This window comes from Streptomyces sp. NPDC059788, from assembly GCF_042732265.1.
In the GTDB taxonomy this organism is placed as follows: Bacteria; Actinomycetota; Actinomycetes; order Streptomycetales; family Streptomycetaceae; genus Streptomyces.
In genome coordinates, this window is sequence record NZ_JBHWHY010000014.1 from 1 (window position 1) to 23,934 (window position 23,934).

Genomic DNA, 23,934 nt, shown 5'->3' on the forward strand with positions numbered 1-23,934 from the left:
CCTCCGTCTTAGGGGCGGTGCGGAGTGCCCCGCCCTCGGCGCCGAGCCTGCCCCCGCCCGCCCGGCCCGTCGTCACCCCCGGCGGGTGACGACCCGCGATCACCCCGCCACGATGCTGAACCGCGCCCGCCGCACGGCCCCACACCACACGCCGCACGCCGGACGAACGCGATCGGAGTCGAGACGATGGCCGTACCGCCCACCCCCACCGGATCGAGCACCCGCGGGCCCGCCCCGAGCACCCCCCGGCAGGTGCTCGTGCCGCTCGCGCTCGCCCAGTTCATCTGCAGCTTCGCCGGCTCCAACATGAACGTGATGATCAACGACATCAGCCGGGACCTGGACACCAGCGTGCAGGGAGTGCAGCTCGCCATCACCATTTTCCTGCTGGTCATGGCCGCGCTGATGATCCCCGGCGGCAAGCTCACCGACCGCTTCGGCCGCAAACGGTGCCTGGTGGCCGGCCTCACCGTCTACGGCGTCGGCGCCCTGCTCAGCGCCGCCGCGCCCGGCCTCGGCGTCCTTATCCTCGGCAACTCGATCCTCGAAGGCGTCGGCACGGCCCTGCTCATCCCGCCCGTCTACATCCTCACCACGCTGTACTTCACGGAACTGGCCGACCGCGCCCGCGCGTTCGGGGCGATCATGGCGATGGGCGGTATCGGCGCCGCCGCCGGTCCGCTGATCGGCGGACTGATCACCTCCGGCCTGAGCTGGCGGGCGGCCTTCGTCTTCCAGGCGCTGGTGGTCGCGGCGATCGTCGTCCTGAGCCGCCGGATCGCCGATCCGCTGCCCCCGGAGCCCTCGCGCCCCTTCGACCTCGGCGGCGCGGCCCTGTCGGCCGTCGGCCTGGTCCTCGTCGTCACCGGCATCCTCGCCACCGACGACAACGGCTGGCTGGCGGCGGGGCTGCTGGCGCTCGGCGTCCTCGTCCAGGCCGGGTTCTTCCGGTGGATACGGGCGAAGGAGCGCGCCGGCGCCGAACCGCTCCTGTCGACGAGCCTGTTCCGCAACCGCACGTCCAACCTCGGCCTGCTCACCCAGAACCTCCAGTGGCTGATCCTCATGGGTGTGTCCTTCGTGGTGGCCGCCTACCTCCAGGTCGTACGCGGCTACGACGCGATCCGCACCGGCGTGGTCTTCACGGCGGCCACCGCCGGCCTCCTCGCGGCCTCGCTCGCCGCCGAGCGCTTCGCGAAGCGGCGCACCCCGCGGACCCTCGTGACGACCGGCTTCGCCGTGACGGTCGCCGGCATCGCCACGCTCCTGGCCCTGGCCGGCGACACGTCGAGCGCCTGGGCCAGCACGCCCGGACTGCTCATGATCGGCCTGGGGCTCGGGGTGATGCTGACCCCGTCGGTGAACGTCGTCCAGTCCAGCTTCCCCGAGGAACAGCAGGGCGAGATCTCCGGTCTGTCGCGCAGCGTCTCCAACCTCGGCTCGTCACTCGGCACGGCGGTCGCCGGCACCGTCCTCGTCGCCGACCTGGCCTTCGGCTCGTACGCCGCCGCGCTGATCGTCCTGGCGGCCATCGGATGCGCCGGTCTCGTCGCCGCCCTGCTGCTCCCTCACCGGCAGGGAGCGGACTGACGGGACGGACGAGTCGCGGACCTGGCTCCCGTACCAGTCGTGCACGACAGCGCTGCGCACGACGGCATCGGCAACGGACGCGTCCCGCCTGCTCAACGCCACCCAGAGCAGCCCCAGCGGCAGCGCGACGCACAGTACGGCGCGGAGCAGGGCGCGGCCGGGCGGGAGCCGCCGTCCCGAACGGTCCACCACCCGCAGCCCCATGAGCAGGCCGCCCACCGTCCTGCCCGTCACCGTCCAGCACACGGCCGGATATCCGGTGGCGAGGGCGAAGCCGAGCGCGCCGGTCAGCCAGTCCGACGGCTTCGGCAGGTCGAACGGCGGCCCGAGGACCAGGAAGCGCACGGTCCCGGCGCCCAGCCCGGCCAGCAGGGCGAGGCCCAGCACCACGAGGGCGTCCATGACGGCGGCCAGGGCGCGGGACACCAGACCCGCGGTGCGGCCCTGCAGTGGGGAGGGCCCGTCGGTGGGCGGGGGAGGGGTCACCGGGGAGGCCGGTCGGGCGGTTGCGGTCGTGACGACGGTACGGTCCCGTTCCGTCGCAGCAGCCGGTCGGTGAAGGCGTCCACCAGCCGGTCGGCCCGCGCGCTCCGCAGCCGTACGGCATCCAGCGCCTCGCCGGTCAGGCCGCCGCCCGTGTCCCGGACGATCCGCCCGACGTCGATCTCGTCGAGCACCTGCCGGGTGAGCGCGACCGGATCGGCCCGGTCGACCATCGCGTCGACATCGACACGGCGGGCGACCCGTTCGACATCGACGCGGTCCGCGACGCGGTTCACGTCCACCCGGTCCGCCACCCTGTTCACGTCCACCCGGGACACCAGGTCGTCCAGGTCGAGCTGGTCGACGACCGCGGCGACGAGCCGCCGCAGCGCGGCGCGCCGGAGACGGCCCATTTCCGCCCCGGCGCGTCCGGCCACCGCATCCGCGGCGGCCACGGCGCCCAGGGCCAGCCGCGGCCCGAGCAGCAGAATCGTTTCCAGCGGGCTTTCGGCGCCGCGGTGTCCACCCATGGCCGCATCGCAGCGCCGCCCGGCGCGGCCCGCTTCATCCGCCATGGGTGAACCGCGCGTCGCAGATCCCGCCCGGCGGCCGGTCCCGGTCCGCCGCCCGCGGATCAGTCGTCCACGGCGTCCAGCACGTCCCCCAGGCCGACGAACTTGAAACCGGTCGAGGGCCGCACCTCGTCCCCGGGAGTGTCGTGCCCGTCCTGCACGACGAGCAGCCCCTTCGGGTACCGGGCGCCCAGGGGCGCCGCCAGCGCGGCGGCCCCGTCGCACTCCTCCGAACCGTCCAGCACCGCCGAGGCCGCGGTGACGCGGAAGCCGCCCTCGTACTCGTTGCCGTCGGATATCTCCCGGTCGTAGGCGACGAACGTGTCGTCGCCCTGGCTGGACGCCAGCAGATAGCCGTCCCCGCCGGGCTCGGTGACCAGCGTCAGCCCCTCCACGTCGGCCTTCAGGCGTCGGCCGCCGTAGCCCGGGTCGGCGCCCGCGACGCACTTGCCGGCCGCCTCGTCGTACGTGGCGGGGACGCCGTACTCGCGGACCTTGTCGATGAGCTTCGGCGCGCCGGTCAGGTCGGCGCGCAGCCGCCAGATGCCGACGTCCTCCTGGCCCGCGTACAGGGTGCCGGTGTCCGGGTCGACCACCATGCCCTCGACCTGCGGAAGTTCGCCGGGCTCGGCGCAGGGGGACCAGGACGTGCCGTTCGGGAGACGGAAGGCGGCGGGCAGGTCCAGGGTGCGGACCTTGCGGTAGCCGACCGTGCCGCCGGAGCCGGGGAGGATTTCGAGAAGGGCGAGGGTGGTCCGTTCGCGGCGGCTGACCAGGGCGTACGCGCGGCCGGTGGCCTTGTCGGTCCAGGTGGCCAGGCCGTACGCCGTGCGCTGCTCGTCGATCTCCTGCTGGGACGTGGAGAAGACGGGCGGCGCCGCGGGGTCCGTCACGTCGGTCAGCGGGCCGCCCGCGCGGTCGCGGTCGATGCGGTGGAAGCGCAGCCGGTCGCCGCCGCGGTCGCTGGTCACCGCGAGGTCGGCGCGGCCCGAGGACAGGCGCAGACCGTGCACGAGGTCGACGTTGTTGAAGCGGCCGGGCGCGTGGCCGGGGCCGGGCGCGGCGGGTGCGGGCAGGGCCTGCACCTCGCGGGCGTCGAGGTCGTAGACGCGCAGGCCGCCCTGTTTCGCGGTGGCGATCACCAGACTGCGGTCCGGGTCGGCGGCGTTGCGCCAGATCGCCGGATCGTCCGCGTCGGCGTTGCCGCCCGCCGCGTCGTCGTGCAGGGCCGGGGTCTCGGCCCGCGGGGTGACGGCGGGCGGCGCGGCGGACGGGGCGGCACCGGCCGGAGCGGGGGCTGCTGTGGCGGCGAGCGCGGCAAGTGCCGTGGCGAGCACGAGTGTTGTGGTCCGGGCGCTGCGGAAGGCGGCCATGTGGGGGCTCCTGGAGGTCGGAGGGCGGTGGAGAGACCGGGGGAGTCTGGAGCCCGCGTATGACGACTTACCGATAGGTAACGTGTCCGGCTCGCGTCCGGAACGTGAACAGGCAGTGGCCGAGCCCTGATTGACCCCACTTTGAGCCCGTCTCGGGTCCTCCTTCACCCCTCCTTGGACCAGCCTCGGGCCCTCCCTGGGCCGCACTCGGGCCGATGCCCCCGGCTCATGGCCCCGACCGGCCGGTCACCACGCCCACCCCGGCACCCAGGTCCCCTCGTCCCGCCGGTCCGGCCGCACGCTCCCCAGGAAGGCGCGGAGCGCGGCGAGCGTGGGATGCGGGTTGTCGCCGCGCCAGAGCAGCGAGTGCGGATAGACCGGGGTCGGGCGGACCACGGCGACGCGCCGCAGACCGTGGCCGGCGGGCGAGACGAAGGACGTCCCCTCGCCGACGAGTGTCGCCAGCGACGGCGAGCCGGCGATGGTGTCGAGGAGCGGCTCGGTGCCGAAGTCCGGCCCGGTCACCTCGATGGTGAGCCCGAACGCGGCGGCGAGGTCCGCGTAGTAGGCGGCCCACTCGGTACCGGCGACGAGGCCGGGCATCCAGATCCGGTGCCCGGCGAGCTGCGCGGGGGTGACCGTACGGGCCGCGGCCAGCGCGTGGTCCGGGCCGGTGAGGAGCTGGATCGGCTCGTCCAGCACCCGGGCCGCCTCGATCCCGTCGGGAAGCTGCCGCGCGGGCACGGTGACCGCGCGGAACGACGCGTCGATCGTGCCCGAGCGGATCGCGGCGACGGCCGCCTCGGCGTCGAAGAGGGTCACGACATCGAGTTCGGCCGCGGGACCGGCACGGTGGAAGGCGCGCACCAGGTCGGCCGGGGCGAGGCGGCGGCCGATCACGTCGACGCGCAGCGCGCGACTGCCGGGCCGCACGGAAGCCGCCGCCCGCTCCGCGGCCCGCAGGAGGTCGCGGGCGTGCGGCAGGAACGCCTGCCCGTCGATGGTCAGCCGGGCCCCGCGCGCGGTACGGGTGAACAGCCGCACCCCGAGGTCCCTCTCCAGCGCCGCGATGCGCTTGGAGACGGCCTGCTGGGTGATCGACAGATGGGCGGCGGCTTCCTGGAACTGCCCCGTGTCCGCGACGGCGGCGAAGGTGCGTACGGCGTTGAGATCCACGCCGCTCACGCTATCCACAACCAGCGGTTGTGCGCCGTGCTCGCGCCGGTTGTTTGCCCGTACGCCCGGGACCCGCTTCGATGGCGGAGCGCAACGGCCGGTGGTCCGGCCACCGGACGACGAGGGGTGTGCTCGACATGGGGGGCATGGGGTCCGGGCCGTCGCTGGGGCGGCGGTTCCGGTGGCTGTGGGCGTCGTACGCGATCAGTACGTTCGGGACGCGGCTCGCCTTCGACGCGTTCGCCCTGATCGCGCTCCTGGCGCTGCACGCCGGGCCCGCCGAGGTGTCGGCGCTGGCGGCGGCCGGGACGGCCGTGGGGGCGGTGGCGGCGGTGCCGCTCGGCCCCTGGGTGGAGTTCCGCCGCAAGCGGTCCGTGATGATCGCGATGGACCTGGTCCGGTTCGCGGCACTGGCGAGTGTCCCCGCCGCGTATGTGCTCGGCCTGCTCGGCTTCGGCCAGCTGCTGGTCGTGGCGGTCGTCGTCGCGGCGGCGGACATCACGTTCAACGCGGCCGGCGGCGCCTGCCTGAAAGCGCTCGTACCGGCGCCGGACCTGATCGTCGCGAACGGCCGGTTCGAGGCGACGACCTGGACCGCGACGGTGCTCGGACCGCCGCTCGGCGGCGCCGCCGTCGGGCTGTTCGGGCCGGTGGTGACCGTGCTGGCCGACGCGGTCAGCTATCTGCTCTCGGCCGCGGGCATCCGGGCGATCGGCGGCGGGGAGCCGCGCCCGGAGCGCACGGGCGCACCGGCGCGGGCCCGCGCCGGCGGCCTGCTCGAAGGCTGGCGGTATCTCCTGGCCCACCCGTCCCTGCGCCCGCTGTTGTTCAACATGGCCCTGGTCAGCGGCCTGATCATGGCGACCGCACCGCCGCTCGCCGTCCTCATGCTCGGCCGCCTCGGCTTCAGCCCCTGGCAGTACGGCCTCGCCTTCGCGGTGCCCTGCCTCGGCGGCCTGCTCGGCTCGCGCCTCTCGCCCCGGCTCGTCGCCCGCTACGGGCAGCACACCGTCCTGCGCACCGCCGGGACCCTGCGGGCCTGCTGGCTGCTCGGCCTGGCCTTCGTCCACCCCGGCGTCTCCGGGCTGGTGCTCGTCATGGCCGTCGAGTTCGGCCTGATCACCTGCATGGGCGTCTTCAACCCGGTGTTCGCCACCTACCGGCTCACCCTGACACCCTCGGACCGCGTCGCCCGTACGCTGTCCGCGTGGTCGGTGACGACCAAACTCGTCGTCGCGGCACTGACCGCCCTGTGGGGCCTGCTCGCCGCGGCCACCGGCCCCCGCACGGCGATCGTGACCGCCGGCGTCCTCATGCTGGCGACACCGCTCCTGCTGCCCGCAGCAGAAGCCGCCCCTGCGCGTACGTCAGCACCGAAGCCGGAAGGGGAGCTTCGCGCCCGCTGAGGATCGTGGTCAGTGTGCCGTCGGCGCGGGACTCGGGGGCGGGCGGGCGGCCGATGCGGCGCAGGGCCTGGGCGGCTACCGCGTGGGCCGAGCCGTACAGGGCGAGCGGCGGCCGGCCGGGGCGCCGGACGGCCGCGCGGATGCGTTCGGCGACGAGCTCGTAGTGGGTGCAGCCGAGGACGACGGCCCGGACGTCCTCCGGGGTGCGCCGCGCCGCGGCGGCGATCGCGAGGCCGGTGGCGGCCTGGTCCGCGTGCTCGACCGCGTCGGAGAGCCCGGGACACGGCACCTCGGTGACGGATGTGCCGTCGGCGAACTGCCGGATGAGGGCCCGCTGGTACGGGCTGCCCGTGGTGGCGGGGGTGGCCCAGACGGCGACGGGGCCGCCGGCCGCGGCGGCCGGCTTGACCGCGGGGACCGTGCCGATGACCGGCAGGTCCGGTTCGAAGCGGGCGCGCAGTGCGGGCAGGGCGTGCACGGTGGCGGTGTTGCAGGCCACGATCAGTGCCTGCGGGCGGTGCGCGGCGGCCGATGCGGCGACGGCGAGGGCACGGGCCGTGATGTCCCGCGGTGTGCGCGGCCCCCACGGCATCCCTTCGGGGTCCGAGGAGAGGACCAGGTCCGCGTCGGGGCGCAGGTGGCGTACGGCGGCGGCCGCCGCCAGCAGGCCGATGCCCGCGTCCATGACGGCGATGGTCACCCGGTCGTCCATACGGTGGTCCTCGCGGCTGTCCACGTACGCGCCCATGCTCTGTTCTCCCTGCCTGCTGTCTCCGGTGCGCGGCCGGTTGCCGCTGTCACCGGCACGGAGTCTGGACGGCGGCCGGCTCCCGGAACATGGCCAATCCCGACGAGATGGCATGGAACGGCGTTTCCCGGGACCGGTCGGCTCGTTGGGCGTGGACGGGTCCTTTCGAGCCGCCGGCCTCCGGCGAGCCGCGGGAGGGATCTCGCGTGTCCGGAGCGCAGGGCTCCGGCGTGAGCGGACGTGAAGGAGAGTGGACGACCATGCGACGGACGAGTTTCGCCCTGGCCGCGGCGGTGGCGATGAGCGGTGTGCTGTTCACGGGGGCTGCCGCCCAGGTGGCCGTGGCCGCCACGGCGCACCCCCAGGCGGGGACGAGCGGGCCCCCGTTCCCCTACGCCGACTGCCTCAAGGAGGTGAAGAAGCAGTACAAGGGGAAGAAGGACCCGGTGGCCACGTGTGACGCGCTGGTGAAGAAGGGCTGGATCAAGAAGTAGGGCGCCGACCCGGCTTCTTCCGGTGCCGGGCCGCGCACTCAGGACGCGCGGCCCGGTCCGTCGCCGGTGCGGCTCCCGGCCGTACCGTCAGGCCCGCCTCACCGGCGCCCGTCGCCGGACTTTCCGAACCAGTCGAGGCAGAGCACCAGCGCGTCGTCCATCGACTCCGCGTCGCGGTGTTCCGACAGGTCGCGCAGGACGGCCCGGGGCACGCTCGCCGCGGGAAGCAGGCTGGTGGCGTGGATGGCGCGGGCGAGGGCGTGCTCGCCGTACTCCTCGCCCGGCGGCGAGACCGCCGCGTACACGCCGTCGCTGACGAACAGGAGCCGGTCGCCGGGGAGCACCTCGAACTCCTGGGCCACGTACTGCGTCTCCTCGAACATGCCGAGCGGCAGCTGCGGCTCCAGGGGCACCAGGTCGATGGTGCGGCCCCGGCGCCGCCACAGCTGCGGGGAGCCGGCGTCCACGACCTCCACCCGCCCGGTCGCGAGCTCGAAGCGGAGCAGCAGCGTCGAGACGTAGGCGGAGCCGCGGTACTGCCCGTAGAGGGCCTGGTCGGCGAGGGCGGCCTGGTCCGCGATGCCGATGCCGGCGCGGCGGGCGTTGCGCAGCGCGTTGACCGCGAGGTGGGAGAGGACCGACGCCTCGATGCCGGTGCCCATGCCGTTGGTGACGGCGAGGGTCAGCTCGTTCGCGTCCGCGGCCCAGTCGTAGTTGTCGCCGTGGATCGCGTAGGCCGGCTCCAGCTGGGCGCCGATGGCGTACTCCTCGGCCGCGCAGGCGCGGGCGGGCAGCAGCTGCCACTGCATCTCGGCGGCCAGGGTGAGCCGGGTGGCGCGGCGGGCCCGCTGGTAGACGTCGGTGTCGCGCTCGGCGACGAGGATCTCGTGGCCGAGCAGGTCCGCCGCGTGTGCCAGGTCGTCGACGGCCTCGGGCAGGTTGCGCTCGTTGGGCAGCCGGACGGTCAGGATGCCGAGCCGTTCGCCGCGGACCGTCACGGGCAGGTGGTGATCGACGGCGTTGCCGTGCCGGAGCTGCTGCTCGTGCCGCTCCTGGCTGCCGAAAGCGCGTCCCTCCGGGGTGTTGGAGACGGACAGCGCGCCCGTGGTGCCCTCGTCGAGCGAGGAGAACGGCCTGAGCACCGTACCGCCGTAGTCCGCGAGGAACAGTTGCACGGACGTGGCTCCGTAGGCCGCGGCGAGCGCTGAGCGCAGCACGTCCACCAGGGCGTGCGGTGCCGCTGCGCGGACCGCTCTTTCCACATCACAGCTCAGGGTCACGGTCTCTCAAACATTCTTATTTCGGTGGATTTCGACATGGCCGGGCTGACGCGGGCGGCCGGAGGGTGACAGAGTGGTCGTGTGTCCCGTTTCCCCGGTCAGTCGTACCCACGCGAGCAGGTGACCGAGGCCACCCTTGCCGCCTCCGAGTTGCTGGAGGTCCTGTGGGGTCGTGGTCAGGAGACGGCACGCTCCGCGCAGGTCTCGCCGTCCCAGTTGCGGGCTCTTTTGGTGATCGAGGAATACGAGGGTACTAACCTGCGCGCGCTCGCCGACGAACTTGGCTCGCGTCCGCCCGCGGTGAGTCGTCTCTGCGACCGTCTGGAGGCCATGGGCCTGGCCGAACGGTGTCCGAGCGCGACGAGCCGACGGGAGGTCGAGCTGCGGCTGAGCCTGCGCGGGCGGGCGTTCCTGGAGGAGTACCGGGCGGCCCGCACGAGCGAGGTCGCCGCCATCGTGGCACGCATGGACCCGGCGCAGGTCGCCGATCTGGCGTCCGGCCTGGCGGCGTTCCGCAGGGCTGCCTCCTTGCACCGTACGGCCCAGGACAGCAGTCCGCTCGCCGTCCGCCGCTCGCTGGGCGCGGACAGCGCGGACAGTGCGTGATGTCATTCAGGCCCCGCTTCTCGATCCGAAGTCACTCCGGGCAGAGCCGTGTTGCACAGTGACGGGGACAAGATTGTTGCCTTTCTGGAATATTGTCAAACGGCAACAATCGCTTCTATTGTTGATCACTCCATCCGGCCGGACGGCTAGTCCGCTTCCGGCCACCGGCCCCGTTATCGCCTGAGGATCACCGTGCAGTCACAGCCCAGCGCAGACCGGCCGACGCGGGTCGTGGTGCGGGAAGGCCGCCGTGCCGGGGACGCGTTGCTCGTCACCGTCACCGGACCGCTCGACATCGACACCGTCCCGCCACTGGACGAGGCCCTGCGCGAGGCGGGCGCCGCGCGGGACGGGACCGGACCGGGCGACAGCGCCGCGCGACCGGTGGTCGTCGACCTGTCCGGGGTGGACTTCGCGGACTCCACGACGGTCAACGTGCTGCTGCAACAGCACGCCGCGCTGGGTGCCCGGCTGCGCCTGGCCGCCCCGTCCCCGGGGCTGCGCCGGCTCTTCGAGCTGACCGGCCTGGACGGCGTTCTCCCGCTGTACGCGACGGTGGGGGAGGCCGGGGCGGCCGACGGCGTGGCCGGTGCGGGGGAGCGGCCGTACGGGCCGTGAAGCGGCGGCCCGTACGAAGCGGACCCCAGGGGCCGGGCCCCGCCTCAGCCCGCCACGACCGTCTCCGCGAGTTTCTTGAATTCACCCAGGTCATAGTTGGCGAGGGTGGAGTCCAGGTTGGTCAGGGCACCCAGATGCTCCACGAAACCTTCCGGTGAGTAATCTATTTGCAGCGTGACGCGGCTCGCCGTGTCACTGAGCCGGTGGAAGGTGACGACTCCCGCGTGATGGACGCCTTCCGTCGTTTTCCAGGCGATGCGTTCGTGGGGTTTCACCTCTGTGAGTTCCGCCACGAAATTCTTGTCCGCGCCCGGCAGTGACAGCTGCCAGGCGAAATGCGTGTCGTCCAGGCGCTCGACCAGCCGCACATGGCTCAGGAACTTCGGCCAGTGCGTGACGTCCGACCACAGCGCCCAGCTCACCGCGACGGGAGCCTCGATGTCCACACTCTCCAGCAGCGAGGACGACATGACGTATTCCTCCTTGGTCTCGTGGGTGTTCGCCACCGGGCATCCGCTCCCACGGCCGCGTACGGCCGCGTTCGCGGGTGTCCGGGTACCCTGCCCGGTCGTGTCGGCACACGGTCCGGGGTTGCCCTTGTACCCCGTGGCCCGGCAAGTACCCGGCCGCCGGGGTACCGGCCGGGGGCAATCCGCCGGGGCGGGATATCGCCCCATGGGGAACTCGCAGTTCCGTATGTGTCGGTGTGATTGCGTCGTTGCCTGGCGGGAAAGGTGCCTACTTGTACGCCTTACGGTCCAACGGGAAACGAGGTGAAACCGATGAGCAGCGCCACGGCCCCGCACAGGGTTTCCACAGCGCCGTCGCTGGTGGTGACGCTGGAGAACTGTCCTGAAGCGGCTGCCGTTGCGCGGGATGTCGCCGGTGACTTTCTGCAAGGGCTGGGACCGCCACCGGACCGGGACGCCGCCGACGCCGTCGTACTGATCGTCTCCGAACTGGTCACCAACGCCGTCCGGCACACCCACACCCGGACGTGCACCCTGAGCCTGGCGGCCGGCCCCGGCATCGTGACGGTGGGCGTGGCCGACGCCAGCCCCCGGCCGCCGTGCGAGCGCGACCCCGACGTGCGCGGCGAGGGCGGCGGCTTCGGCTGGCCGATGGTCCGCCGCCTCGCCGTCTCCACCTCGGTGGAGACCTCCCCGCACGGCAAGACGGTCAGCGCCGTCGTCGCCCGGGTGAACCGGCCGTCAGCCGCCTGAGCGCGGCGACAGCCGCACGGCCAGGGCGAGCGTGTCGTCGGAGTGCAGGATGACGGTGTGCATGTCCTCGGCGATGGCTCCGGGAATCTCCCCGATGGGCCGGTCGCGGTGCCGCCGGGCGCTCTCGGCCAGCCGCTGCTCGCCCTCCCTGGGGTCCCGGCGGCTCTCGGTCAGCCCGTCGGTGTACAGGACGAGCAGGTCGCCGTCGTCCAGCCGCGCGTGCAGCAGCCGCTCGCTGCCGGGGAACGGATAACCCACCCCGCGCCCGCGGACCTCCAGATACTCCTCCTTGCCCGCGCTCCGTACGACCAGCGCCGGGGGATGGCTGCCGTTGGCGAGTTCCAGGTCCCCGCTGACCGGGTCGATCCGGGCCAGCAGCACCGTGGCCATCAGCTCGGGGTCGAGCGGTGAGAGGATCTCGTCCGTCCGGGCCACGATGGACTTCAGCGGGTGGCCTTCCAGCGCGAGGGTCCGTACGGCGTGGGTGACGTTCAGCGCACTGCGCGTACTGCGTACGCCGTGCCCGAGCGCGTCGACGACGGTGATGTGGACCGTTCCGTCCGGCAGCGTGAACCAGTCGTAGAAGTCGCCGCCGGTGGGCGCGTCGGTGCCGGCCGGCGCGTAGTGGACGGCGAGCTCCAGACCGTCCACCGCGATCGGCGGCGGGCGCAGCGCGTCCTCCAGTTCGCGCAGGATGTGGCCGTGGGCCGTCCGCAGTTGCTCGTCGCGCTCCTCCAGCTGCACGTACAGCGCCAGTACGCCGCTGTTCGTCTCGGCCAGTTCATGCGTCAGACGGCGCTGGTCGGTGGCGAGGGAGTCCACCCGGGCCAGGGCGACCCGCAGTTCCTCCTCCAGCAGACCGGTCTCGGCGGCCGGGTCGGCCACCGGGCCGGCCCCGTCGCCGGCCGGGCCCGCGGGAGCGTCGCCGCCGCGGGCCCGTCCGCCGCCGGTCGTCGTGCCGTCCGACCGCCGCCCCGCGGGGATACGGACCTCCGGCGTCCCGGGCGGGAGCGGTACGTGCCAGGTGGCCGCATCGGGCGACACCTCGGCGGGAAGCAGCAGCCCGGCACCGGCGGGCGGTGCGAGCAGCGGGGCGGGGGTGCGCAGTGTGACGGCGAGGAAGCCGGTCGCGGCGCCGCCGTCGGCACGCGAGGCCCCGGCGGGGGAACCGGCACCCGGCTCCGCGGCGTCCTGCGGACCGGTCCCGTTACCGGGGGCGCGCCCTGACGGCCCGCCGGAACCCGCGTCCGCGGACCCCGCCGAGGAGGAACGATCCGTCGCAGCCGTGCGGGCCGACTCCAGCGTGACCCCGTACCCGGCGCGGAGCGCCGTGTCGGCCAGCGTGCTCACGGACAGCACGAGTCGCGCCCGGGTCTCGACGGGCAGGGCGTTGGCCGCGCCCAGCCGGCGCACGGCATGGCGCAGCGCCGGCAGCGCGTGGAAGGTGTGGCGTTTCACGAGAGTCTCTGGTGGAGGTTGGCGGCGAGTACGGTCGCGTCGTCCCGGCTGCGGCGGTGGCCGTGCATGAGGGCCGCGGCCAGCAGCGGCGCGGGCAGCCGTACGAGGAAGGGGTCCGGGCTGTGCGCCCAGCGGTGGTCGATGCCGTCGCTGTGCAGGAGGGCGGTGAAGTGCGGCTCCCAGGGGAGGTCACGGACCACCGGGTGCGGCATCTCCAGTCCCACCACGCCGGGCTGGCCGGTCAGGCGGTGCCGGACGTCCTGCTGCGTGAGCGTCACGCACCGTACGTTGCCGATCCCGCAGTACTGGGCGCGCCCGGCGTGCAGCCGCAGCAGCCCGACGGCAGCGCCCCGGCTGTGCCGCAGGGCGCGGTGCAAACCGGTCAGCAGAGCGGGCAGCGGCTGGTCCGGGGCCCTGGCGAAGGTACGCAGCGCGAGCTGCGCCGCCTCGGCCGCCGGCGGCCCGTGCCCGAGGCCGTCGACGACGATCGCGGTCAGCCCCTGCCCGGTCTCGGCCACCGCGCACGCGTCGCCGCTGACCTCCTCCCGCTCGGCGGGCAGGCAGACCGAGCCGATCGCCCGGCGGCCGGCGTCCGCGTCCTCGGGCGGCGTGAGCCGCGCACAGGCCACGGTGCCGCCGGGCTCGTGGGTCCGGACGGTGAAACTGGTGGCTATGCGGTTGACGCCGCCGATACCGGCACCGAGCGTCTCGGTCGTCGTGTACCCGTCGGCCAGACAGCGCCGGAACTCCCGCATCCCCGGCCCCCGGTCCGCGGCGATGATCTCCACGCCGTTGCCCAGCGGCAGCTCCTGGACGTACAGCGCCCCGTCGACCGCGTGCTTGGCGAGGTTGCTGCCCAGCTCGGACGCGATGACCGCGGCCTGGTCGGGCAGCGCCCCCTGGAGCCCGCGGCGTTGTGCGACCGACCGCGCCGTCTGGGCGGCCAGGTGTACGGCGCTGTAGTGGTCGACGGGGACGTACGCCGTCGGGTGGGCGGCGGGTGGCAGGGTCAACGGTCGGCCCACCGCGTCGCGGTCACCGTCGTGCCCCCGCCCTCGCGGGTGCGGATCTCGAACTCGTCCATCAGGCGCCGCGCGCCGCCCAGCCCGTGGCCGAGCCCCGCGCCGGTGGTGTAGCCGTCGGTGAGCGCGGCGTCGATGTCGGCGATGCCGGGCCCGGAGTCGTGCACGGTCAGCCGCAGGCCCACCGCGCCGGGCCGGGTCGGGTACTCGATGCTTATCGTGCCGCCACCTCCGTGGATGTAGGCGTTGCGGGCCAGCTCGCTGGCGGCCGTGACCACCCGGGTCTGGTCGACGATACTGAAGCCGACCGTGAGGGTGGCGTCGCGCACCGCGTGCCGGATCGCCAGCAGGTCCTGTTCGCTGCGCACGGTGAGCACCGTGGCGTCGGCCGGCAGGCCCGCCCGTTCCGTACTGTCACCGGTCAGCGTCGTGGTACCGGCGGCGCCGGCACTGCCGAATTCACCGGGTCCCGTCATGCGGTACCTCTCCTGCGGGACGGGGACTTTGATGCCAGCCCAGGGCCGCCATGCCGTGTTCCGCGTTCAGGGCGGTCTCCACGCCGGTCAGCCGCAGTCCCAGCTCGGCCAGGGTCATGGCCACCGGGGGACGCATACCCGCGACGATCACACGGGCGCCCAGGAGCCGCGCCATCGTGGTGAGTTCCATCAGCGTCCGCGCCACGAAGGAGTCGATGATCTCCAGCCGGGAGATGTCGATGAGCACCCCGCGGGCCCGGTCGGCCGTGATACGGGTGGTCAGCTCCTCGGTGAAGGCCACCACCGTGGCGTCGTCGAGCTCGTTGAGCAGCCCGGTGACCAGCACGTCGCCCAGCCTGAGGATGGGCACTCCGGCCGTGGGCCGGGCGTTCAACGGTTCTCCCGCACGCCCGTGGACGGCTGGTCCGCCGCCTCGTCGGTGAGTCTGACGGCGGCGGCCAGCGCGTCGGCGAGGGTGGTGCGGGTCAAGATGGTCGACAGGTCGATGCCGAGCTGGGCGATGGTCTGCGCGATGGACGGCCGGATGCCGCTGATCACACAGTCCGCGCCCATCAGCCGCACCGCGTTGACGGTCTGCATCAGGTGCTGGGCGACCGCGGTGTCGACGGTCGGCACACCGGTGATGTCGATGATGGCGACCAGCGCCTCGTGCTCCTGGATGGCCTCCAGGAGGTTCTCCATGACGACCTGGGTGCGGGTGGTGTCGAGCGTACCGATCAGCGGTACGGCCAGGACCTGCCGCCACAGCCGCACGACCGGCGTGGACACCTCCAGGAGCTGCCGGCTCTGCCGGCGGATGATCTCCTCGCGGCCCTCCACGTACGTCTCGAAGGAGAGCGCTCCGGCGCTGTCCAGCAGCCGGTTGACCAGGACGGCGCTGGCGAAGAGCTCTTCGGTGTCCCGGGTCTGCCGCTGTACCGCCTCCAGGAGCGCTTCCTTGAGCGAGAGGACGGCCAGCGAGGTGACGGTCGGCATGGCGCCGGCCCGGGCCCTGCGCATGGAGAGATCGATCACGGCCTGGCGCAGCGGCCGGTCGGTGGCCACCACCCGGTTCGCCGGGACGTCGCTCTCCAGGCCCTGGAGAAGGGCACCGAGCAAGGCGTCGGCCTCCTCGCGAAGTTCGCCCTCGCTGACTATCTCGCGCATCTCGTCCTGGGCCAGCTGCAGCTGCACCCAGCGGTCGGAGACGGTGTCGGACTCTGCGCGCAGCGCGCCGATGACACGCTCGCGTGCCGCGGCCTCGGTGGAACTCAACCCATGGTCCTTTCCTGGTGATTGGCGATAGCACAAGCGCGCGTGGTGTGCTGCTCGCGCGGTGCGTGTTCAACCGCACGCGATCTTCCATTGCCGTCCGGCAAATGTTACCGAGCGCAGGCCAGGGCATGAAGGCCGGACCACTGCGGCCGCGCCCCGAACCCGTGCCCCTCGCTCTTCCGCCACCTCATGAGCAACTGTTTCCCACTGGCAAGGGTTGAACACCTAAGAGTAGGGCAGGTGCACCTGACCGTACGTACTGTGAAGGGTGAAGACGTGACCATGCTTGCCGTGCAGGACAGTGCAGCGGGACCGGAGGCGGCGCGGGCCGCGGGCGCGGGGCGGGCGGCGCGGGCGCCCGGCCTGCCCCATGTGCCCGACGCGACCAAGGTGGCGCCCCGGGACGCCCGGGAGCTGTCGAAGCTCTTCCTCGTCCGGCTGGCCGCGCTGGAGGAGGGGACGGCCGAGTACCAGTACGCGCGCAACACGCTCATCGAGATGAATCTCTCACTGGTGCGGTTCGCCGCCTCCCGGTTCCGCGGCCGGGGCCAGGATCTCGGGCACGCGGAGGACATCATCCAGGTCGGCACCATCGGCCTGATCAAGGCGATCGACCGGTTCGACCTCTCCCGCGAGGTCGAGTTCTCCACCTTCGCCGTCCCCTACATCGTCGGTGAGATCAAGCGTTTCTTCCGCGACTCCACCTGGGCCGTGCATGTGCCCCGCCGGGTCCAGGAGTTGCGGGTGGAGCTGTCCAGGTCGGGGGAGCGGCTCTCCGCCGACCTGGGGCGCGAGCCCACCGTCCCCGAGCTGGCGGCCGACATGGAGATCGGCGAGGACGAGGTCGTCGACGCGATCGCCGCGAGCAACGGCTACACGGCGGGCTCGCTCGACGGTCCGGGCGACGGGGCCGGCGCGGCCGGCGAGAGCCGCGCCATCGCCGACGTCATGGGCGACGACGACCCGGCGATGGAGCTGGTCGAGAACCTGAACGCGCTGGCCCCGCTGCTGCACGAGCTGGACGACCGCCGGCGCCGCATCATCGAGATGCGCTTCGTCAAGGAGATGACACAGGCTCAGATCGGCGCCGAGCTGGGCATCTCCCAGATGCACGTCTCACGGCTGCTCTCCAGGACCCTGGCGCAGCTGCGGAAGGGGATGCTGGACCAGTAGCCGGATGCCGGTGGAGCCGGGGTGTCGGTGCGTGCCGCGCCGTCCGGCTGCAGGTCCGGCGGGCACCTCTCAGAGCAATCTGGGTGAAAAGCCTCATCATGAACGGTGTACCCATTCCTCCCCCGTACCGAACCGCCCTTTCCGTCCCCGGCTCCCGTGCCCCTGCGGCCCGCGCGGGCGGTAGACGATGTACGGGCGTACGAGATAGCCGACGGGCGCGGTGAAGGCGTGCACGAGCCGGCTGAAGGGCCACAGTGCGAACAGCGCCAGGCCCAGGAGCGTATGGAGCCGGTAGACGAACGGCGCGTGCGCCATGACCGGCACGTCCGGGTCGAAGGCGAACAGGGAGCGGAACCAGACCGAGACGCCCTGCCGGTAGTCGTACGGGTGGGTGCCGGTCGTGGTGGCGGTGGCGGCCAGCCCGGCGATCAGCGTCGCGGCGAGCAGCGGATGCAGGACACGGTCGGTACGCAGGGAGCCCGCGCGCACCGCCGGGACGCACAGCCGCCGGAAGACCAGGAGGGCCAGGCCCGCCGTCGTGACCAGCCCGGCCACGCCCCCGATGGCGAGGGCGTTGGCGTGGTAGAGCCACTCGTGGACGTGTACGCGTTCGGTGAACGTCTCGGGGATGAGCAGGCCGGTGAGGTGGCCCGCGACGACGAAGAGCATCCCGTAGTGGAACAGCGGCGAGCCGACGCGCAGCAGCGTGCTCTCGTGCAGCTGGCTGGAGCGGGTGGTGAAGCCGAAGCGGTCGTAGCGGTAGCGCCAGGCGCTGCCCGCGACGAACAGGGTCACGACGACATAGGGGAGCACGCCCCACAGCGCGGTGTGCAGATGGTTCACCGTCGGACTCCTCGGGGTCCGGAGCCGGGGAACGGGGCCGGCCCCACGGTCTCCACGGGCGGTGGTCCGGTACGGGCCAGGAGGCGGTCGGCGGTCCGGGCCGGGCCGGGCCGGGTCCCGACGTTGTCGAACCACACGTATTCCGTACCGGTGCGGTTGGTCCAGGTCTGTTTGCAGGTGACCGAGCAGGTGTGGCAGCCGATGCACGTGTCGAGATTCATGCGGTCGGGGCCGTGCTCGCGCAGGGTGTGCACATGGGCGGCGGCCGCGATCTCCAGGGCCTCGTCCCAGCCGACGCGCACCAGCCCGCCCTTGCCGCGCGCCCGCTGGTAGCGCAGCCGCTGTTGCGGGTCCCCGGTGACCTGTGCCCAGGCGGCGACCGGGTCGCCCAGACGCGCCCGCGCCGCCCGGTACATCTCCAGCAGCACCCCGCGCGCATACGGGTAGCGCACCCGGGTCGGCGAATAGGTGTACCAGGAAAAGGACGCCCCGCGCGGACAGCCCCGCGGTTCGTATTCCGGACGGTCCGGGCCCACCGACGGATAATCCGTCGCCTGGGTCTCCCACGTGATCAGACCGTCCTTGACGAACACCTGCCACGAACACGATCCTGTGCAATTCACCCCATGGGTGGAGCGCACCACCTTGTCGTGCGCCCACCGTTCACGGTAAGGCGCGTCATTCACCCCCTGATCCGTGCGGAAAACCGCCCGACCGTCGTCCGTCACCGGCACCCGCCGCAACAGCCCCCCGGCCGCCAGAAGCCGTTCGGCCGCGTCCGCCGCGGCACGTTCCGCCTTCGCCCTGCCACGCCACATACGAGGGCTCCTTCCGGGACCGGGTGGCGGACCCGCTCGGCACGCCACGTCACGAAACGACCCCGGATTCCTCCCGCGACGGGCCGACACAAAGTCACCTTTTCGTCAATTGGCCAGCTTTGGGAGTTGTTCTCCTCGTGTTGGGCCGTGGCTGTGCGGAGGTCACCTGAACGACACATTCTCGTGCCCCGGGCAGCGGCGTAAGGCGGAACGCGGCCGGTTACGGCCGGGGCGTCCCGGTCGCCTTGGGGACCGCCCAACCGTCCGACGCCGGGGGACGCATGTCGCCGGTATCCATGGTCGCCGCGTAATGAATCCGAGTCGGCCTGCGGTCCGCGGGCACCGAGTACACGACTTCACCGCGGGTGCATTCGCCGGCCCGTACCTGCGTTTCGACGGGGAACCGGGGCCGCGGGAAAACGTCGCGCTCCGTCTCGGACGGCGCGACAGCCGTCCCGTCGGCATAAAGCAGACTCCAGTCGGAGCCGGTGGCGGTCACACTCCCGGACTCCGCACACACCTCTATGTCGAGAGCGGCCCATACGGAGCCGTCTTTCCCTTTTCCGTCGCCCGCCGAGTCGCCGGAAGCGGCCGACTGCCGGTAGCCGAAGACCTTTGCGGTGCCGCGCCCGGAGCCGTCCTTGCGCTGCCAGGCCAGTGGGCGGCCGAATGCCAGAAGCGCGGGAGAGGCTGCCGATTCTTCCGGTGCGGCGGCTGCCGCCTTCGAAGGCGGGCCGTCGGGGGACTGCGAGGGCGGGGCGGTACTGCCGCAAGCGGTGAGTGCCGCCGAGAGCAGCACGGGTAACAGCAGCAAGGTTTTGCGCACGACTTCTCCAGGAGTGGTGGCCGGGGTGAAACGCGTACGGTCATCTTCACACCGGTTACCGCCAGCCGGCCAACAAAAGTGGGCGGGCGGGGAGTTGCCCGGTCCGCGGCGGAATTGCCCTCCGGAGGCCGCCGCCCCGCCCGCATCCCGTTCCGCTGCGACTTTTTCACCCACTCGGGTGACTTACCGAACACCGGCGTCCCACTCCCGACATGCTGGGACGGTCGCAGCGCGGAGGGCCCGGCCGAGCCGGTCGGGGGTGCCGCCGCCCGGGAGGGAGGAGACGCCGGGAGATGTGGCGCCCCTCGCAGTTCACCACCGTTGTGGTCTTCGTCATCACCGTCGTGGTGATCCCCCTCTCCGTCAACATCGCCGGCACGGCCGTACCGAAGCCCGTCGAGCCGTACTTGTGGCTCGCCTGGCCCCTCTCCGTGGTCGCCGCGATCCTGGCGGCCGTGGTGGAGAGCCGGCGCAGGGCCGCGTCCGGCGCCGCCGAGGGGGCGGACCAGCCGCAACGCGACCCGCGGGCCTGTGCGGCCGACCAGCTGGCGCGCACCCTGTTCAGCCAGTGGTCCGCGGAGGCGGAGATGCGGATGCTGCACCGCCCCCACCCCCTGCGGCTGCGGTGGTCGGCCACCAGCCGCCCGGTCGTGCCCCGGCCGGGCGCCGCCGACAGCGCCACGCGATCAGGTGACGGAGCGTCAGGCGAGTTGAGCGGGTCGGGCGGAGGCCTGCCGGGAGACGGCCACGACGAACTCCTCAGGAACTTCCTGGGCCTGCGCAGCCGACGGCTCGTGCTGCTCGGCGACCCTGGAGCCGGCAAGACCGTACTCGCCATCCTGCTCACGCTGGGCCTGCTGGAACACCGGCGCGACCACGGCGGGCCGGTCCCCGTCCTGCTGTCGCTCTCCTCCTGGGACCCGCGCACCGAGCACCTGCACACCTGGGTGGTCCGGCGACTGGTCGAGGACTACCCGGCGCTCGCCAACACCGACGTCTTCGGCGCGGACGCGGCCCGCGGGCTGGTCACCGACGGGTCGGTACTGCCCGTCCTCGACGGCCTCGACGAGATGCCCGCCCTGCTGCACGGGGCCGCCCTCGAAGCGCTCGACCGGATCGCGCCCGCCCACCCGATGGTGGTCACCTGCCGCAGCATCGAGTACGAGACGGCCGTGGAGACCGGGGGGACGGTGCTGACCACGGCCGCGGTGGTGGAGCTGGAGCCGGTGGGCGCGCACGACGTGATCGCTTTCCTCGACGCGGGCGGCGTGACCATAGGGGAGCGCTGGACCCCCGTACTGGCCCACCTGCGGCAGCAGCCGCACGGCCCGCTGGCCGGGGCACTGTCGTCGCCGCTGATGACCTCCCTGCTGCGGACGGTCTACCGCGATCCGTCCGCCGACCCCGGCGAACTGCTGGACCCGGAGCGGTTCCCCGACCGGGCAGCAGTCGAAGGGCACCTGCTGGACGCCTTCCTCCCCGCCGCCTACCAGCACCTGCCCGCACCTCCCTCGGCAGCACCCGAATCGGACCGGACGGCAACGGGACGGCCGCACTACCCGCCCGAGCACGCACACCACTGGCTGGCCTTCCTCGCGGCGCACCTCCAGCGCAACCGGACACGCGACCTGGTGCTGTGGCACCTGCACCACGGCCTGCCCCAGGGCGGGCACAAAGCCGTCGGGGTGGTCCTGGAAGTGGCGACCGGCTGCGTCGCGGGGCTCGGGGTGGCGGCGGGCGCCGGGTGGGACGTGGGGATGACCGCCGGGCTCGCGGGCGGGTTCGGCGCCGGGCTGATGGCCGCGCCCCCGGCGCACCCGGGCTGCGTCAACCTGGAGATCCGGGGGCGGCTGCGCCCGATCGTCCGGAAGTTCGCCGTGGGCCAGGCACTCGGCCTCGTCACCGGCTTCGGCGCGCTGATCGCGGCCGCGCTCGCGGCCTCGCTGGGGTTCGGGCTGGTGGGCGGCGTGGCGGGGATGGCGAAGGTGTCGTTCGCCGTCGGGCTCGGCGCGGGGCTCGCCTTCGGGGCGATGATGTGCCTCAACACGCCGGCGGACGCGATCCGTTCGCCGACCCCCTGGTCCGTCATGCGGGACGACCGCACGGTCAGCGCGATCCGCGCCGTCGTGGAGACCCTGGGCTCGGGCGTGCTGGCCGGCGTCCTCCTGGGCCGGGGCGAGTTCGGACTCACCGTCGGCATCGAGGCGGCCGCGCTCTTCGGGCTGGGCAGCGGCCTGGCCGTAGGGCTGGCCGGACGCTTCACCTCGCGCTTCCAGACCGGCCTGGCGGCGAGCGCCTGGGCCTGGTACGCCGCCAGCCGCTGCTGGCTCGCGCTGCGGGGCCGCATCCCCTGGCGGCTGACGAGGTTCCTCGCGGACGCCCACCGCCGGGGCGTACTGCGCCAGACCGGCGCCGTCTACCAGTTCCGCCACGCCCGCCTCCAGGACCGGCTGGCCGAACCGGCCGCCGGGAGGACGCGGGAGTGAGGGGGCGGGACGACCGGGCCCGCGGCGAAGAGGCCACCCCACAGGCGGCCTCTGATACGCCAGGGCGGTGGCGGGTGGGCCCCGGGCGCGGTCGTCCGTCCTCGGCGACAAGCCGTACGCGGGATCAGGGGTACGAGACCACCTTCGACGGCTTGGTGTCCGAGCCGGAGGTCGGCGCGCCGTGGTCGTTGACGACATGGGCGTACTGGCCCTTGCCGCCGAGGGAAACCACCAGCAGCCCGTGGAACTTCACCCCGGGCACCCGCGGCGAGGCGAAACCGTGGTCCTGGACGATGGTCGGGTCGTCCTTGTAGAAGCAGTAGCTGCCCATTCCCCAGGCTTCGTGCGTGGTGACGGAATCGGCGACCTTGTAGGCGGCGAAGCCGCGGGTGGAGCCGTTCTGGACGGCCGCCTGGTTCGGGGCGTCGTACGCCTTCTCGTTCTGGTAGAACACGGTGCGGCCGCGCTCGCCGTTCCACTGCACGTCGTACTTGTTGAAGTGTTCCACGAACAGCCCGGTGGCCAGGACGTCGTCGCCGTTGACGACGACACCGTAGTCGGCCCGGTTGGTCTCCCAGCCCACCCCGTCACCGTGGTCGGCGCGCCAGATCCAGGTGTGGTCGACGATCGTGTGGTGGCTGTTGACGACCAGGCTGGTGGTCGCTCGCCCCGCGCCCGCGCCGCCGATGCGTACGAACACGTCCTGCACGGTGATCGGGTCCGCCGCGTGCCCGGCGGACGCGCCCTTGGGGCCGATCTGCACCAGGACCTCGGAGTTCTGCGGGCCCGCGTCGACGAGGAGCCCGGCGAGCCGTACGCCGTCCACGTCGGCGACCTTGATCGCGCTCACCCCGTGGTCCGGGACGATCGTGGGGTAGCCGATGCCGAGGACGACGGTGCCGGCCCGCTTGATCTCGATCGGCCGGTCCACGTGGTAGACGCCGGGAGTGAACAGCAGGTGCAGGCCCTGCTCGACCGCCGCGTTGACGGTCGCCGCGGTCGCCCCTTCCTTGACCACGTAGAACCGGCTCAGCGGCAGGGACGTTCCCTTCGGTGTGCCGCTGCCCCAGGTGGTGCCGCGGGCGCCGGTGCGCAGCGCGGGCAGGAACACCTTGTACTCCCCGCGGTCCAGGTACAGGAACGGTTTTTCGCGGGAGACCGGCGTGGTCCGAAGAGCCGTGTACGGCGGGTCCGGGAAGGACTGCGCGGGGGCGCCCTCGACGCCGGAGAAGACCATGTTCCACACGCCGTTGAGCCAGCCGCCGACGGAGCTGTCGCGGGTGTACCACTGCTGCTGCGAGTACGGCTGCACGGTGCCGTCGATCCGGCAGTCGGCGATGTAGCCGCCGCTGGCCCATCCGTAGCCGTCCGGCGCGAGGTTGAGGTTGCCCTTGACGTGCATACGACGGAACGGGGCCGCCTGGGAGACGGCGAAGCGGTTGGTGCCGCTGACCGGCTTCAGCGCGAGATTCTCCGCCGAGCGCCAGAAGTTCTGGGTGGCGTTGCCGTCGAACCAGCCGGCGTCGACCGTCACATCGCCGTTGATGAGCGTGTCGTCGGGCGACAGCCCCAGGCCCATGATGGAGGTGTAGAACCCCAGTTGGGCGTTGAGCCCGTGGTACGTGCCCGGCTTGAAGAGCAGGGCGTACCGGCCGCCGCCGAACTGCGCTCTCTCCTGCCGCGCGAAGACCTCGTCCAGCTTGGCCTGGATGCCGGGCGTGCCGGGGTCGAAGACGATCACGTTCGGGCCGAGGTCGCCGCCGCCCGGCAGCCGCGCGTCGGCCGACCGGCCCGGCGCGCGAGGTGCCGGTGCCGCGGCCGCCGTTCCGGTCCGGGCGAGCAGGCCGGCGGCGGGAAGCGCGGCTGCCGCGGTGGCGAGGACGCGGCGGCGCGAGGGGGACGGGCCGGGAGGTACGGGGGGTACGGGCATGGGAGTCTCCTGAGTCGTCGGCCCGCCGGGCGAGAGGTGTCGGGGGCCGAGGAGTGGG

Annotated in this window: 23 protein-coding genes and 1 pseudogene; 8 read left to right on the top strand and 16 right to left on the bottom strand. The window is 72.9% G+C overall.

The window, feature by feature from the left end; genetic code table 11:
* Positions 1-186 precede the first annotated feature (186 nt).
* Positions 187-1,590: an MFS transporter gene (locus ACFV57_RS14265; RefSeq protein WP_385230415.1), complete on the top strand. Its 1,404-nt coding sequence runs from the start codon at positions 187-189 to the stop codon at positions 1,588-1,590.
* Positions 1,591-1,743: 153 nt separating this feature from the next.
* Here the strand turns inward: ACFV57_RS14265 and ACFV57_RS14270 are convergent.
* The 4 genes and pseudogenes from ACFV57_RS14270 to ACFV57_RS14285 all read right to left on the bottom strand — a co-directional run.
* Positions 1,744-1,992 (bottom strand): annotated as a pseudogene (locus ACFV57_RS14270) (RDD family protein); the annotation flags it as partial.
* A gap of 80 nt (positions 1,993-2,072) precedes the next feature.
* A complete protein-coding gene (locus ACFV57_RS14275; RefSeq protein WP_385230418.1) occupies positions 2,073-2,603 on the bottom strand; it encodes a hypothetical protein in 531 nt (176 codons plus the stop codon).
* Between the two features lie 104 nt (positions 2,604-2,707).
* Positions 2,708-4,018, bottom strand: coding sequence for a phytase (locus tag ACFV57_RS14280; RefSeq protein WP_385230421.1), 1,311 nt, complete (start codon positions 4,016-4,018; stop codon positions 2,708-2,710).
* Between the two features lie 246 nt (positions 4,019-4,264).
* Complete coding sequence (locus ACFV57_RS14285; RefSeq protein ID WP_385230424.1) at positions 4,265-5,194, bottom strand: LysR family transcriptional regulator; 930 nt, start codon at positions 5,192-5,194, stop codon at positions 4,265-4,267.
* A 146-nt stretch (positions 5,195-5,340) separates the two neighbouring features.
* Between ACFV57_RS14285 and ACFV57_RS14290 the strand changes: the two genes are divergently transcribed.
* On the top strand, positions 5,341-6,600 hold the full coding sequence (locus ACFV57_RS14290) for an MFS transporter (RefSeq protein WP_385230819.1): 1,260 nt from the start codon (positions 5,341-5,343) through the stop codon (positions 6,598-6,600).
* Here ACFV57_RS14290 and ACFV57_RS14295 read toward each other — a convergent pair.
* The gene (locus tag ACFV57_RS14295; RefSeq protein WP_385230427.1) at positions 6,506-7,348 is read right to left on the bottom strand and encodes a glutamate racemase; all 843 of its coding nucleotides are present in this window, start codon (positions 7,346-7,348) and stop codon (positions 6,506-6,508) included. The genes ACFV57_RS14290 and ACFV57_RS14295 overlap by 95 nt on opposite strands.
* A gap of 260 nt (positions 7,349-7,608) precedes the next feature.
* On the opposite strand from ACFV57_RS14295, the gene ACFV57_RS14300 reads away from it, so the two are divergent.
* Positions 7,609-7,842, top strand: a complete 234-nt coding sequence (locus ACFV57_RS14300; protein ID WP_385230430.1) for a hypothetical protein — start codon at positions 7,609-7,611, stop codon at positions 7,840-7,842.
* 98 nt (positions 7,843-7,940) lie between these two features.
* Here ACFV57_RS14300 and ACFV57_RS14305 read toward each other — a convergent pair whose 3' ends face one another.
* On the bottom strand, positions 7,941-9,104 hold the full coding sequence (locus ACFV57_RS14305) for a PP2C family protein-serine/threonine phosphatase (protein WP_385230432.1): 1,164 nt from the start codon (positions 9,102-9,104) through the stop codon (positions 7,941-7,943).
* 99 nt (positions 9,105-9,203) lie between these two features.
* Between ACFV57_RS14305 and ACFV57_RS14310 the strand changes: the two genes are divergently transcribed.
* Together ACFV57_RS14310 and ACFV57_RS14315 are read left to right on the top strand one after the other, a co-directional pair.
* Positions 9,204-9,728: a MarR family winged helix-turn-helix transcriptional regulator gene (locus ACFV57_RS14310; protein WP_385230435.1), complete on the top strand. Its 525-nt coding sequence runs from the start codon at positions 9,204-9,206 to the stop codon at positions 9,726-9,728.
* A 192-nt stretch (positions 9,729-9,920) separates the two neighbouring features.
* Positions 9,921-10,346, top strand: coding sequence for an STAS domain-containing protein (locus ACFV57_RS14315; protein WP_385230438.1), 426 nt, complete (start codon positions 9,921-9,923; stop codon positions 10,344-10,346).
* A gap of 44 nt (positions 10,347-10,390) precedes the next feature.
* Here the strand turns inward: ACFV57_RS14315 and ACFV57_RS14320 are convergent, their stop codons facing one another.
* Positions 10,391-10,816, bottom strand: coding sequence for an SRPBCC family protein (locus ACFV57_RS14320; protein WP_385230822.1), 426 nt, complete (start codon positions 10,814-10,816; stop codon positions 10,391-10,393).
* Between the two features lie 312 nt (positions 10,817-11,128).
* On the opposite strand from ACFV57_RS14320, the gene ACFV57_RS14325 reads away from it, so the two are divergent.
* Positions 11,129-11,569, top strand: a complete 441-nt coding sequence (locus ACFV57_RS14325) for an ATP-binding protein (RefSeq protein WP_385230441.1) — start codon at positions 11,129-11,131, stop codon at positions 11,567-11,569.
* Here the strand turns inward: ACFV57_RS14325 and ACFV57_RS14330 are convergent.
* Genes ACFV57_RS14330 through ACFV57_RS14350 form a run of 5 tightly spaced genes read right to left on the bottom strand, consistent with a single transcriptional unit; the run spans position 11,558 to position 15,800 of the window.
* Entirely contained in the window at positions 11,558-13,027 is a 1,470-nt protein-coding gene (locus ACFV57_RS14330) for a PP2C family protein-serine/threonine phosphatase (protein ID WP_385230444.1), read from the bottom strand. The two genes, ACFV57_RS14325 and ACFV57_RS14330, sit on opposite strands and share 12 nt — an antisense overlap.
* On the bottom strand, positions 13,024-14,040 hold the full coding sequence (locus tag ACFV57_RS14335) for a SpoIIE family protein phosphatase (RefSeq protein WP_385230447.1): 1,017 nt from the start codon (positions 14,038-14,040) through the stop codon (positions 13,024-13,026). The genes ACFV57_RS14330 and ACFV57_RS14335 overlap by 4 nt, the downstream gene beginning before the upstream one ends.
* Positions 14,037-14,525, bottom strand: a complete 489-nt coding sequence (locus ACFV57_RS14340; protein WP_385230450.1) for an ATP-binding protein — start codon at positions 14,523-14,525, stop codon at positions 14,037-14,039. Before ACFV57_RS14340 ends, ACFV57_RS14335 begins: the two co-directional genes overlap by 4 nt.
* Positions 14,509-14,919: an STAS domain-containing protein gene (locus ACFV57_RS14345; protein ID WP_385230453.1), complete on the bottom strand. Its 411-nt coding sequence runs from the start codon at positions 14,917-14,919 to the stop codon at positions 14,509-14,511. The genes ACFV57_RS14340 and ACFV57_RS14345 overlap by 17 nt, the downstream gene beginning before the upstream one ends.
* Positions 14,916-15,800: an STAS domain-containing protein gene (locus ACFV57_RS14350; protein ID WP_385230455.1), complete on the bottom strand. Its 885-nt coding sequence runs from the start codon at positions 15,798-15,800 to the stop codon at positions 14,916-14,918. The genes ACFV57_RS14345 and ACFV57_RS14350 overlap by 4 nt, the downstream gene beginning before the upstream one ends.
* Before the next feature lie 282 nt (positions 15,801-16,082).
* On the opposite strand from ACFV57_RS14350, the gene ACFV57_RS14355 reads away from it, so the two are divergent.
* Complete coding sequence (locus ACFV57_RS14355) at positions 16,083-16,973, top strand: SigB/SigF/SigG family RNA polymerase sigma factor (protein WP_385230825.1); 891 nt, start codon at positions 16,083-16,085, stop codon at positions 16,971-16,973.
* Positions 16,974-17,069: 96 nt separating this feature from the next.
* Here the strand turns inward: ACFV57_RS14355 and narI are convergent, their stop codons facing one another.
* The 3 genes from narI to ACFV57_RS14370 all read right to left on the bottom strand — a co-directional run bounded on the left by narI (position 17,070) and on the right by ACFV57_RS14370 (position 19,460).
* Positions 17,070-17,816 (bottom strand): respiratory nitrate reductase subunit gamma, encoded by a 747-nt coding sequence (narI, locus tag ACFV57_RS14360; protein ID WP_385230458.1) that lies wholly within the window; start codon positions 17,814-17,816, stop codon positions 17,070-17,072.
* Positions 17,813-18,634 carry a molybdopterin-dependent oxidoreductase gene (locus tag ACFV57_RS14365; RefSeq protein WP_385230461.1) on the bottom strand — a complete coding sequence of 274 codons (822 nt, stop codon included), beginning with the start codon at positions 18,632-18,634 and terminating at the stop codon, positions 17,813-17,815. Before ACFV57_RS14365 ends, narI begins: the two co-directional genes overlap by 4 nt.
* Before the next feature lie 220 nt (positions 18,635-18,854).
* Positions 18,855-19,460, bottom strand: coding sequence for a hypothetical protein (locus ACFV57_RS14370; RefSeq protein ID WP_385230464.1), 606 nt, complete (start codon positions 19,458-19,460; stop codon positions 18,855-18,857).
* A 293-nt stretch (positions 19,461-19,753) separates the two neighbouring features.
* Between ACFV57_RS14370 and ACFV57_RS14375 the strand changes: the two genes are divergently transcribed.
* Positions 19,754-21,946 carry an NACHT domain-containing protein gene (locus ACFV57_RS14375; protein ID WP_385230470.1) on the top strand — a complete coding sequence of 731 codons (2,193 nt, stop codon included), beginning with the start codon at positions 19,754-19,756 and terminating at the stop codon, positions 21,944-21,946.
* A 124-nt stretch (positions 21,947-22,070) separates the two neighbouring features.
* Here the strand turns inward: ACFV57_RS14375 and ACFV57_RS14380 are convergent, their stop codons facing one another.
* The gene (locus ACFV57_RS14380; protein ID WP_385230473.1) at positions 22,071-23,876 is read right to left on the bottom strand and encodes a coagulation factor 5/8 type domain-containing protein; all 1,806 of its coding nucleotides are present in this window, start codon (positions 23,874-23,876) and stop codon (positions 22,071-22,073) included.
* Positions 23,877-23,934: the final 58 nt, after the last annotated feature.